Raw genomic sequence first — 10480 nt, 5'->3', positions numbered from 1 at the left:
GCAGAACTGTGTGGGACCACGACCCCAGATAACCATCTGACCACGGCAGAACTGAGTGGGACCACGGTCCCAGATAGCATCAGATAGTGGCAGGTCCGGGTGGGACCATGGTCCCAGATAACCATCTGACTACGACAGAAGTGCTTAGAACATCAGCAAGATTATGCATAATGTTAATAAATAATTATAAAAACAAATCTTTCAGAATTAACTTTTCAGTAGAAAAATAGTCTGGATGAAATAAGTCATCCAGACTAAAAATGATCAACATAAGGAAAGAAAAAGTTGTTATTGCAGGGTGCATTTAATAAAGAAGAAGACTTTTGCCTGAGTCTATTGTTTTTCTAATTCTCTAAGAATACTTTCAATTTTCTCAATATAATCTGCAGATATGCGAGACCTATCTAAGTTAACAACAATTTTATCCCCCTTATACAAAGCCGACGCTCCTGGAGCAAACTGATGCCGAGAGCTTTGTACTCTTTTGTCTGAAGAAGTCTCCTTTAGGACCTCAGTTAGCAAGGATATAACTTCATCAGATTCGAACATAACTCCAGATTTTTTCTGGTCATGTAATAATTCAGCCTGTTGTAATAATTGTTTTTCTTTACCAGTAAATGATTTAAATAACAAATCGCCAGCTCGTGCAGATAACTCCCCAGGATGACTGAAAAGGGCAACAACAGTTTTAGGCAATCGAGCTGTATTTATGCAACGAGTAATAATTTTACGAGATATATTCTCAGCATCAGATAACGATGAGATGTTGCCGCCAAACTCATGTTCTAGCCGATACGCATAACGCTTACCACGCTCATACGCACTTGTTGGACGATAATCATTGCCAAGACGGGACAAAGCCTCCATCTGATCGTCATCAAGATCCCCCACCAAAACCCTGTAATCACAGGAAGTCAATATCGCTGCTTTACGCCGGCGACTTCCATCAGCGACTTCTATAAGTCCATCAACCCGACGTCCAAAAGCTGGATTTTGTTGACCTGTTAAAAGGAAAGAGGGTATCAAATCATCTAGGGAGTCCTCGGTCAGTAGCTCCTGATCTCGTTCATTACCCGACCAAATATAGGAAGCACTTTCAACAGTATCCCCTGGTATAGACTCAAGTATGAATTTGACATCTCGTCCACAAACGGGAAGTGTAATTGAATTTCCTCTGGCCATGGCGCCGACTCGAGCAATTAAAGAATCCACCATAGGAGCGGCCGAAGTAGTTGAAACATCAGTTTCAACCGGAGTAGTTGGACTTACTACATTTTTTGGAATGATAGGCGCACGTTTCATTATTTAATCTCCCAACGAGGCTTAATTAGGCGATCAAAAATTTCATTACAAACAGGTTCCCAAATTGAAAGCGCATTTCTCCATGCCCCAGTAGAAGAACGCTGATCAATAGCTTGTTCAAAAACCGTCCTCATCCGGATTTGTCCTTTACCGACTTCATCGGTTTCTCTGACAACATTTTTTAGTACCATACTGCCCCAAGCATCTCTTATCTGTTCTTCCATCCAAGGAGATTGTGAGCCATTATTATTACTGTACTTAGTCAAAAGAATTCTGAAATCTGGCTCAAAACCTTTTAGATCTACATTTTTAAGCAAATCACGAAGCATATCGAAGAACTGAAGGGCTGAAGTATAATCAAATAACTCAGCCGGTGTGGGAACGATTAAAACATCTGCAGCGCAGACAACATTAATAGTACCAATACCCAAGTTAGGAGCACTATCTATAACAATAACATCATAATCATGAGCAACTGTTTCTATAGCTAGACGAAGCATCAGATGTGGATCTGTTGGAAGCTTACCATCATCAAATTTCCCCATTAACTCCGTTTCTATTCGATGTAAAGCCAGACAGGAAGGAATGATATCAAGGCCAGGCCAGCATGTTGGTTTTATGGCATAGCTGGCATCATCTTTTTCGCCAAGATAGAAGGGGAGTAACGTGTCTTCAGCATGGATATGAAGATCTGGTACCCATCCATGATACATAGAGGCTGTACCCTGAGGATCATTGCCTTCTACCAACAATACACGTAAACCTTTCAGTGCAAGATCTTGTGCAAGATGTACGGAAACTGATGTTTTATATACTCCACCTTTATGAGCTGCGACACCAACCACAGGGGGAAAAGAATCATCAGGGCGACGTAAACGAGTACCAAAAACATCTCGCATGTGGTTAATTTGCTCAATGGTATAACCAACTCGCTGCTCAACTCGGCCTCGAGTCTCCATATCAGGATGGGGGAGGCGGCTTGCTTTTTCGGCATCCCTGATAGCCTGAGATGATACACCAACTAAATCAGCAGCCTCGCCAATTCTCCAGCGACGTGTAATTTTTCTGGCTTCAGGGCTGTCATCGTTGAATTGTGCGATAGCTATTGCCTTTGTCATCTCATGACCAGCTGCTATGCACTGATTAAGCGTATCCATAAGTCCCATTTCAAATATCCTTCGTGATCAACTTTGCATTAATTGATTAAATCTTGAAATTTTGTGCAAAGCAACCAAAAAAAATGCAAAGCAAAGACAAAACTGCAAAGTTGTTCACAAACCAATCACTTTACTACAGCACGGCAAGGAAAACTCACAATAGAGTTTTCCCATTAGCTAAACGTCAGACCTGCAATTACAGAAAGCCACTTTTCAGCATATCGGTGAGGTTCTGAGGGATTCCGGTGCCGCCAATATGATTGCAGGTTATATCGTTAAAATTGGCGTTCCCGGTGTACTGTTGCCTTTACTCCTGTCCACGCTTATCCGCCTTATCCAGGGGTCCTGGTACCGCGGCCAGCATCACCGCTCCGATGATCGGTATACTGGGCGTTGACCCAATCATTGCCGGTCTGGGCTGTACGATTGGCTCTTTCATGTTCTCCTACTTTAACGATGCCTACTTCAGGGTTGTAAACCGTTCTCTGAGGGTTACCGAAGTACAGGAACAGACCCGGGTCTGGAGCATAACCTCAACCATATTATGGGCATTAGGCTCAGTCACGTTGCTGATTATAAACGTGGTATTTTTCTTAACAAGAATAGACAGTTACGGTTCATGATTACATATCTGATGCGGAAACTACTCCTGTCGTGATACTGAAATAAAGCAAGAAGCACAGAACACAACAGACACCTTCCGGGGTGTCTGCTGTTCTTTACCAGGTGCGCCGCAAAACCTCGTCCTTCAAGGCCGTGGAGGATGTCAAAGCCCCGGACAGATCTTTTCATCAAGTCATGAATGACAGATTTCATACATTGGCTTTCAACATGGCCACCGCATCAGTCTCTGGCATCTGGAACTGTACCCTGTGCCATGCAGCCACATCGAGTGCAAATACCTTCGTGTAGACTTCTGTCGAGCTTATCAATTTATATCCCATGAGCCCCCGAAATGGTCCGTCGCATCGAGGACGCCGCAGCAGCACTCATCGCGGCCGGCTCCCCGAAGCCGACTAACGTCTAGGTACGCGACCACCTCGGCGGCGGCTCCCTGGCCACTATTTCTCCGGCGATGCGCGCGTTCCGCGCCCGGCAGCGCGAACAGGCCCGGGAAGAAACCTTCCAGTTCCCACCAGAGCTGCAACAGGCCGACCTGGAGCGCAACGCGGAGCTGGCGAAAGTGGCCGAACTGGAAAGCTAGCTGGCGGTGCTGCGTGAAGTGCAGGCAGAATCTGACCGCCTGCAGCAGGGCATCCGGCAGTTGCGGGATGAGGCGCTGCCGCTGCGCGATCAGGTAGCCCGCCTGACGGCAACCGGCGAGCACCTAGCAGCACAGCTGAAGGAAACGAAGGCAGAACTGAAGGGCGTTAGGGAAGAAAACCGCGCCCTGCAGGCTTAGCTGCTGGAGCTGGCCAGCCAGACGCTGGCAAAATATCTGATGGACGGCAGCAATCGTGACTGATGATAAAAAAGTGATAATTTAACTGCGGTTATATATCACAACACGACCTGACTTGCCGAACAGGAAGACAAAATATGGATTGTTTGTGCAGTACAAGAAATACCAGGTCTATGGCTTTTATCACACTGATACTCGTCACTTTTTGTGCCCAGGCAGATATTGCCGGGAGGGTCGTTCGTGTGCTGGATGGAGATACCATTGAAGTCTTGCAGAACAGCGGAGCACTCAGTCGGGTCAGACTGGCTGGTATTGATGCTCCCGAAAAAAAACAACCATTTGGCCAGCGTTCACGCCAGTCCCTGAGTTAGCTGGTGTCACAAAAATATGTCAGTATCACTGGCGAGGAATATGATCGATATGGCAGACTTCTGGGAACTGTCTGGTCAGGGCAAACTGATATCAATGCTGTCCAGTTGCAGAAGGGTATGGCATGGGCCTACATATTCAAAGGACAGATAAGTATTTCAGAATATGAAAAAATAGAAAATGAGGCTAAAAAAAGTCGTGCCGGACTGTGGTCTTCCCCGTCACAAACTGAACCCTGGTTATGGCGTAGGGGTCAACATAAAGTTGATAAATAATTAATAAATCCGACAGCGAATAAGTGAGTTAAAAATGACAGTGAAGCTGACACAAACCCGACTGGATAATTTAATTGATACACTCAATGCCCTTATTTGTGATGATAACTTGTTAAACAGTGAACAAAAAGAAAACATGGTAAGAACGGTTGCCACTCTGGGAGGTCTTGAAGAACGAATTCGGCAGATGACGGAGGCCAGAGAAGCGAAAATAATAGCTAAGGTCGAAAAAGCAGAAAAGAAACCCCGCGAACCCGATCTGGTTTTCCCTCGTACAGGAAGATCTGGACGGCTGACGATTTAGCACTGATCCATTCGATTATTGATGAACTACCGGATTCTGAAATCGATAATCACATACTCTGGCTGTCTGACAGGCAGGGGCGTACCCCTTATGCCGTTGCTCTCAAGATTGCCTCGGAGGGCCGTCTTGATGAAGAGTGGGCTAAAAAATGGAAACCCGTTGCTACGGAATTGCGTGAAAAATACAGTATTCAGCATGCAGATACTCAAAGTAAAAACAGTTAGCTGTGCAACATATATAAATTGACATTAAATTATTAAACTCAGAATCATATATCTATGAGTTATTATTAGTGATTAACAATGCTTAATATATAAATAATTCTAAATATAATTTTAGAAAACACATTTTTAATAATGTGAGCTTATTAAAATACACATGACATTCATGAAAATTATAATTCCCTTACTGCTAATTGTAGTGAGTTCAGGGAATGAAGAGGATGAATGAATTTCATACATTAAATATCTGCCTACAGAATAAGGACAGAAACGGTGCCATGAGAATATTACAGGACAAATCAGAGTTTGCCGTTCGTAAAATTCTGGAAAAAATCAAAGTCAAAGCAACATTACAGACTGGACGGCCTTTCTGGCTCTGGGTACAAAACTGGATTAACAGTACCTGTAAACATGAAAAATTACAAAGTGAACCTGCCTATGTTGAATCACAGGATAAATCCAGCGCCCCTGTTTCCGGTTGCAATGAATCCCGCAGCTCTGGATGTAGTGAAGCTGGTCGCTCTGCTGGCCATGTTTGTGGATCACGTCAACACTCTGTTTCTGACAAATCCCGACCTTCTCCTTTATGCGGTCGGACGGATGGCCTTCCCACTGTTCACACTCATCTGGGCGATGAATGTACAACGCACACCTGAACGTCTTCAGAAAAGAGCAAACAGGTTATGGATGTGGGCGTTTATCACTCAGCCAGTCTTCAGCCTGACTTTCCGCCATCACGAGCCGTGGTATGCGCTGAACATTCTGTTCGTTTTCGCAGGCGTTACACAGATGCTTGCCCTGAAGTACAGGCATGGAGAAAAAGGTGTAATCAGTGGTGTACTGCTTCTTGCTTTAATGGTGTGGCCATTACAACCGGCAAGTTACGGCCTTGCCGGAATTATGCTGGCGACAGGTCTGGTATTAGTTTACTCCGGGCAGGGTTACTGGATGTACCGGATCGGTATTATCGTATCCCTGCTGTCACTTTGCAGTCTGAATGGTATTTCACATATACTTGGTCAGCCAGCTGACATCCTGTTGTTTGCCACACTCCCGACTGTATTCTTACCCCTGATGGTGATATCACTGGCTGCCAGTGTAAGCTCCGCTAACTGCTCGCGATTTATGCCAGCTCGTTTTTTTTACTTTGCCTATATAGGGCATCTTTTTATAGCGTTTCTTGCAGGTGCTTGACGGAAAGAAGATCCACAACAGTACACAGACCATCCTTATCCTTAAAGAGCCAGTAGGAATTTGATCGCTATAGTTGGTTAGTGTCGTTGTAACAAATTAGCGGTTTGAAGACTTCTGTATATAAATATTGCTATAAATACATCAGTGCTCGCCGCAGTCCGGTGACCGGGTGTAAGCCCGCGAACCGGCGAGGAAGCGCAATAACACAGAAGCTGAAGGAAGCAGGTACGCACTGGAGTTACGGCAGGTGAACATTGTAGAACCATCTGAATTGCCTTGCTGCTCAGCAGGTTATCCACATATACAGTCATTCGATCCAGAAATAAGATCCTTAAAGCGATCCCTGTAAGATCCAAAGAAGATCCCGACACCTCTGAAGGCCGCGTCAGCATTGAGCCTGGAGCATGATCACATAAGCTGTAGCAGGTTAATCATAAGCTGTAACTGGTATGGAATAAGCTGTATCATGTACCGGATATGCTGTAATGAGCCAGTAATATAAACTACAGTGAGTATATCTCCTGACAATTCATCAGGGCTGTGCATAAACTGAAGCCAGTTGTCTGGCGCTTTACAGGCCATAACATGAGAACAGTGGCTGATTTTATTCTGAAACTATCCACCGATCGGAGGCACTCTGGACAAGGACAATCTGGACATAAAAAAGCTGTTTGAAGAGGTGGATAAATCCTCCGGTGAAGTCGTAAATCTCACTCCTAATGCAGCTAATACAGTGCAGCCTGTGGCACTGATGCGGCTTGGGGTGTTTGTTCCCACCCTCAAATCACTGAAAAACAGTAAAAAGAACACGCTTTCGCGTACTGATGCGACGGAAGAACTGACGCGTCTGTCTCTCGCCAGGGCCGAAGGGTTTGATAAGGTCGAGATCACTGGCCCCCGCCTGGATATGGATAATGACTTCAAGACCTGGGTAGGGGTGATCCATTCCTTTGCCCGGCATAAAGTTATCGGCGATAAAGTTGAGCTGCCGTTTGTCGAATTTGCCAAACTTTGCGGCATCCCCTCCAGTCAGTCATCACGTAAGCTTCGGGAGCGTATCAGCCCTTCACTTAAGCGTATTGCGGGTACAGTGATTTCGTTTTCCCGCACAACTGAGAAGCACACTAAAGAGTACATCACGCATCTGGTGCAGTCTGCTTACTATGATACGGAAAAAGATATCGTTCAGCTGCAGGCCGATCCACGCCTGTTTGAACTTTACCAGTTTGACCGGAAAGTCCTGCTGCAGCTCAAGGCCATCAACGCCCTGAAGCGCCGGGAGTCCGCTCAGGCCCTTTATACTTTTATAGAGAGTCTGCCGCGGGATCCGGCGCCGATATCACTGGCGCGTCTGCGGGCCCGTCTGAACCTGAAATCCCCTGTATTCTCACAGAACCAGACGGTGAGGCGTGCCATGGAGCAGCTCCGGGAGATTGGCTATCTGGATTACACTGAAATCCAGCGGGGACGCACAAAACTCTTCTGCATTCACTACCGCCGGCCCAAGTTAAAGCCTCCTCATGATGAGAGTGCGGAGAACCCACAGCTGCCTGCCACATCGGGTGATGTCAGACCGGAGATGGCTGAAAAACTGAAACTCCTCGAGAAGCTGGGCATCACGCTTGATGATCTGGAAAAACTCTTCAAATCCCGCTGAACATAAGCTGTAGTGAGTAATCCATCTATGTTTACTTACTACAGCTTATATTACTGCCTCTGGTGAGTGTTCTGCTCACTACAGCTTATATAAGCAGTGATGAGAGCAGCCCATACCGGAAGCATATCCTTTCTGATCCACAACCTCTTCAGAAAAGCATTCCTGTTACTGCCGGAGCACTGCGAACCCGTCATGCCCACCATAAACCGGCATCTGCTCGCTATAGCTTATATTGCCTGCTACAGTTTATTTCACTCACTACAGCTTATCTCCGGGAAGATTTACTTACCACTGTTTATATAAGCTGTGGTGAGTGACGTTGTAACATAAGAAGGGGGGGGACCATCCAGCTCTCCATCTGCCTGACATAGCTTATATCGGTCAGCGGGACTAGACGGACCTCATCTTTCGGTGCGGCGGCCACGTCGCGCCCGTACTTTTTCAGACAGTACCCGCACAAAGGGCCGCAGCCCGTCGAGATTAAATGATCTCCGGGGTCAGCGTCCGGGCTTCTCCTATACGGATGCCGGTGTCCCACATGGTGGCGAACACCATGTGATGCCGCTGCTCAGGCCTTCTGCCAGTAAATCTCGCAGGGCCTGGAGACGTGACTCTGCCTGTTTTTCGCGCAGGAGACGAGTGACTAGCGGATTACTTCACTCTGAGTACGATAATCACCTGATTCGATGAGAGATTCTATGAATCTCTCGGACTTCATTTCAAAGAACCACAGTCATTGTTCTGGCCATATTCATGCCCCATAATTGTAAGTTTAAATCTTACACTCAGTTTATTAGATACTTAACAGCGCGCCCAGTACTGCGCATTTGGGAGAAATGGGTAATGCTAGGACAGACTGGAGCGGACCAAAAGGAAACAGGGAAGAAGGGGGGGGCTACGTGAATTCTCACCTGGACACCTCTGTAACCCTGACAGTTTTCACGCAGCATAATGTGGTTGCTGACTACTGCCAGTTGAGATGACGGCCGGCATCCTGAAGCTGACTTAATATACGGATAATAATAATTTCAGTATCAGTCTGGAGAAATTAAGTCATATGCAGTTAGAAGAGTAGGCCATTGATATATTCACCCAGTTCGTGCAGTGATTGACTCCCTTCCCTGAAGCAGCCAGTGCCATACTTTTACTGTCTGCGTTTGTTACGGGAGTAAATCACATGAGCAGAGTTGTTGGTATTGATATCGCCAAATCCGTTTTTCAGGTCTGCGTCTGGATGGTCGATGGCTCCGTCGCATGGAACAAAAAAATCTCTCATTCTAAATTGCTGGATACTATCCGGTAGTTTGAATCTGGAGCTCTTGTTGCTATGGAAGAACTGCACCACTTCACATTTTTGTGGGAGAACCTTCGCATCTGTGGGCTATTGTGTCAGACTCATTCCCGCACAACACGTAAAAGCTTTTATCCGTAGCCAGAAAAATGATGCCAATCATGCGTTGGCAATTTGCGAGACAGCATTTCGTCCGGATATTCACTTTGTTTCTGTAAAAAATACAGAACAGCAGGATATCAAAGCGCTTCGGAACACATGTCCACAGATGGTTGAGCAGAGAACGGCGCTGACCAACCAGCTTCGTTCTCTGCTCACTGAATATGGTTTCACTATTCCTTTCGGCGTCTCCAGCAACAGCTACCGGAGCTGATTGAAGATGCATCAAATAGCCTGACATTCACTCTTCGTCGACTGTTGTCTTCGCTGCGGGAAGATGTGCCGGTATTAAATAAACGAATTACCAATCTGGACAACGAAATTGCAGCACTGTCATCACAACAAATGGCGTACCGCCATCTATTAACAATCCTAGGTGTAGGCCCGTTGATTACTGCCGTGTTTATCAGCGAAGTTGATGCCAAACAGTTCGCAAGTGGGCGAGAATCATCAGGCGTGTTTTGACCGATGCTATTGAATTTAATATGCAGAAGGCCGTTGCGATGAATTAAATAAAAACAGCTAGTTACAGAAAGAATTTTTAACAGAGTTTGCTGGCACTGATGAGATAGCGGCTACCCTCCCTGTAACAGCCTGAAGTTGACCTAGGTAATAAATAACGGTGTCGTGATTAGGAAACAGAGCTCGGATAACATCACGGCGCAGGTCATTGAGCCTACTAACAACGCCGGATATATGGTCGCAAACCGCATCAAACCAGTACTTGCATCACCCTGGGCATCCATACATGGTCAAGTAATATTGGTCAGGGTTTTACAGTAAGTAACGATATCTGTTTTCTGATTCTTCCAGTGTCAGCCTTAGACTACTAGCACGGTAACGTGCTCATCGGGACACCGTTCTGGAGCAGCGAGTGCTCGCACTCTGCAGAGCACTCGCTCTGGTTCCATACCCGGCGTATCTTGCTGCTCAACCTGATGTGTACCGGTTTAACCTGGTCGCGTCGTTTTCTCCAGTATTGGTAACTGCTACGATGTATTCCCAAAGCGGAGCAAAGGCTGACAGCCGAGTGTCTGTCAACTATTGAGTACCGTTCAGCGAGTCGGACATCAAGAACGCAGTAGCCTTTTTTATGTCGTATTCTGACCTTCCAGGCTGGAAAACTTGCTTTTCCAGCCCGCGAATACG

At 46.1% G+C, this 10480-nt stretch carries 11 protein-coding genes and 5 pseudogenes; 10 read left to right on the top strand and 6 right to left on the bottom strand.

Features of this window, described 5'->3' with window-relative positions; all coding sequences use genetic code 11:
- Positions 1-333: 333 nt before the first annotated feature.
- Entirely contained in the window at positions 334-1302 is a 969-nt protein-coding gene (locus tag FDW87_RS00530) for a ParB/RepB/Spo0J family plasmid partition protein (protein WP_137379355.1), read from the bottom strand.
- Complete coding sequence (gene sopA, locus FDW87_RS00525; RefSeq protein WP_080860532.1) at positions 1302-2468, bottom strand: plasmid-partitioning protein SopA; 1167 nt, start codon at positions 2466-2468, stop codon at positions 1302-1304. Before sopA ends, FDW87_RS00530 begins: the two co-directional genes overlap by 1 nt.
- Before the next feature lie 365 nt (positions 2469-2833).
- On the opposite strand from sopA, the gene FDW87_RS21305 reads away from it, so the two are divergent.
- Entirely contained in the window at positions 2834-3082 is a 249-nt protein-coding gene (locus FDW87_RS21305; RefSeq protein ID WP_252362910.1) for a hypothetical protein, read from the top strand.
- Between the two features lie 189 nt (positions 3083-3271).
- Here the strand turns inward: FDW87_RS21305 and FDW87_RS00515 are convergent.
- Positions 3272-3412: pseudogene (locus FDW87_RS00515) on the bottom strand (phage integrase family protein); the annotation flags it as partial.
- 86 nt (positions 3413-3498) lie between these two features.
- On the opposite strand from FDW87_RS00515, the pseudogene FDW87_RS21300 reads away from it, so the two are divergent.
- The 7 genes and pseudogenes from FDW87_RS21300 to FDW87_RS00490 form a co-directional block, all read left to right on the top strand.
- Positions 3499-3663: pseudogene (locus FDW87_RS21300) on the top strand (DNA-binding protein); the annotation flags it as partial.
- A gap of 6 nt (positions 3664-3669) precedes the next feature.
- The gene (locus FDW87_RS21295; protein WP_252362908.1) at positions 3670-3861 is read left to right on the top strand and encodes a hypothetical protein; all 192 of its coding nucleotides are present in this window, start codon (positions 3670-3672) and stop codon (positions 3859-3861) included.
- A 173-nt stretch (positions 3862-4034) separates the two neighbouring features.
- A complete protein-coding gene (locus tag FDW87_RS23250) occupies positions 4035-4232 on the top strand; it encodes a thermonuclease family protein (protein ID WP_371415024.1) in 198 nt (65 codons plus the stop codon).
- 3 nt (positions 4233-4235) lie between these two features.
- Positions 4236-4505: a thermonuclease family protein gene (locus tag FDW87_RS23245; protein WP_371415023.1), complete on the top strand. Its 270-nt coding sequence runs from the start codon at positions 4236-4238 to the stop codon at positions 4503-4505.
- Between the two features lie 34 nt (positions 4506-4539).
- Positions 4540-4809: a hypothetical protein gene (locus FDW87_RS21290; protein ID WP_252362907.1), complete on the top strand. Its 270-nt coding sequence runs from the start codon at positions 4540-4542 to the stop codon at positions 4807-4809.
- Between the two features lie 659 nt (positions 4810-5468).
- The gene (locus FDW87_RS00495) at positions 5469-6224 is read left to right on the top strand and encodes a TraX family protein (RefSeq protein ID WP_137379356.1); all 756 of its coding nucleotides are present in this window, start codon (positions 5469-5471) and stop codon (positions 6222-6224) included.
- A gap of 667 nt (positions 6225-6891) precedes the next feature.
- Positions 6892-7881 (top strand): RepB family plasmid replication initiator protein, encoded by a 990-nt coding sequence (locus tag FDW87_RS00490; RefSeq protein WP_137379354.1) that lies wholly within the window; start codon positions 6892-6894, stop codon positions 7879-7881.
- 340 nt (positions 7882-8221) lie between these two features.
- Here FDW87_RS00490 and FDW87_RS21285 read toward each other — a convergent pair.
- Both FDW87_RS21285 and FDW87_RS00480 read right to left on the bottom strand, forming a co-directional pair.
- Positions 8222-8454: pseudogene (locus tag FDW87_RS21285) on the bottom strand (site-specific integrase); the annotation flags it as partial.
- Positions 8397-8630 (bottom strand): annotated as a pseudogene (locus tag FDW87_RS00480) (type II toxin-antitoxin system ParD family antitoxin). The pseudogenes FDW87_RS21285 and FDW87_RS00480, both read right to left, overlap by 58 nt.
- Positions 8631-9058: 428 nt before the next feature.
- On the opposite strand from FDW87_RS00480, the gene FDW87_RS21275 reads away from it, so the two are divergent.
- Together FDW87_RS21275 and FDW87_RS21270 are read left to right on the top strand one after the other, a co-directional pair.
- Positions 9059-9184, top strand: a complete 126-nt coding sequence (locus FDW87_RS21275; RefSeq protein WP_252362906.1) for an IS110 family transposase — start codon at positions 9059-9061, stop codon at positions 9182-9184.
- A 19-nt stretch (positions 9185-9203) separates the two neighbouring features.
- Positions 9204-9545, top strand: coding sequence for a transposase (locus tag FDW87_RS21270; RefSeq protein ID WP_252362905.1), 342 nt, complete (start codon positions 9204-9206; stop codon positions 9543-9545).
- Between the two features lie 608 nt (positions 9546-10153).
- Here FDW87_RS21270 and FDW87_RS21265 read toward each other — a convergent pair.
- Positions 10154-10480, bottom strand: a pseudogene (locus FDW87_RS21265) (IS3 family transposase); the annotation flags it as partial.

The organism is Citrobacter sp. wls826, from assembly GCF_005281245.1.
Lineage (GTDB): Bacteria > Pseudomonadota > Gammaproteobacteria > Enterobacterales > Enterobacteriaceae > Citrobacter > Citrobacter braakii.
The sequence above is the reverse complement of the archived record's forward strand: the minus strand, read 5'-3'. Positions and strand labels throughout refer to the sequence as shown.

Coding starts and splice junctions, on each gene's coding strand:
- FDW87_RS00530 (WP_137379355.1), bottom strand. CDS start 1,302: ATGAAACGTGCGCCTATCATTCCAAAAAATGTAGTAAGTCCAACTACT.
- sopA (WP_080860532.1), bottom strand. CDS start 2,468: ATGGGACTTATGGATACGCTTAATCAGTGCATAGCAGCTGGTCATGAG.
- FDW87_RS21305 (WP_252362910.1), top strand. CDS start 2,834: ATGATCGGTATACTGGGCGTTGACCCAATCATTGCCGGTCTGGGCTGT.
- FDW87_RS23250 (WP_371415024.1), top strand. CDS start 4,035: ATGGCTTTTATCACACTGATACTCGTCACTTTTTGTGCCCAGGCAGAT.
- FDW87_RS21290 (WP_252362907.1), top strand. CDS start 4,540: ATGACAGTGAAGCTGACACAAACCCGACTGGATAATTTAATTGATACA.
- FDW87_RS00495 (WP_137379356.1), top strand. CDS start 5,469: ATGTTGAATCACAGGATAAATCCAGCGCCCCTGTTTCCGGTTGCAATG.
- FDW87_RS21275 (WP_252362906.1), top strand. CDS start 9,059: ATGAGCAGAGTTGTTGGTATTGATATCGCCAAATCCGTTTTTCAGGTC.